Annotated in this window: 2 protein-coding genes; both read left to right on the forward strand. The window is 55.7% G+C overall.

From position 1 onward, the window contains the following. Positions 1 to 227 (forward strand): hypothetical protein (locus AC1RPR_RS08070; RefSeq protein WP_481763447.1); only part of this gene is annotated, 227 nt, incomplete at its 5' end. A gap of 14 nt (positions 228 to 241) precedes the next feature. After that, on the forward strand, positions 242 to 566 hold a 325-nt coding region (locus tag AC1RPR_RS08075), incomplete at its 3' end, for a hypothetical protein (protein WP_481763448.1).

A 566-nucleotide genomic window follows, 5' to 3' on the forward strand; every position in this document is an offset into this window, starting at 1 on the left:
CGGTTCAAACCATGTTCACGCCGTTTGCGGATGCGGCTACGGCCTTGATGCTGACGCTGACCGGATATCAGAATGTGCGTGTGTGCTGGCGGGAACCCGTCAATTCGGATGATAACCCGAGCAACCAGATCGTGACCGCGCCGGACCCGACTGGTGGTCAGTGCGTGTGTGGGATTACCTGCGCGGGCACTCAAATCTCTTACGTCACATTTTTTAACGTGTATTAAACAAGGAGCCTCAAATGGCAGTCTACAAACCGGGTTACCCTCTTATTGGCAAGGGCCTAAATGAACCATCGACGCAGACCGTTGTTCCGGTCATGACGCGAGAAGGTCAGGTCATCGCGTTTGTCACAATATCGAAGACCACGTTCACAGGCACCGAGACAAGCCTCACGCTTCCATCTGGCAACGCCCCGCTGGTGAGCGTTCAACTCGCGCCCCGCGCTCAGATGGGCGACCTCAGCTACAACACGCGCCTCGAAGAATTTACGGCCATTATGTGGCCAACAGACGTGGAGTGGCAAAAGCCGTGGATCGGGTTCTCCGAATTCGTGTTCTCAGACG

The organism is Dellaglioa sp. CoH-57-MRSF-22, assembly GCF_056781895.1.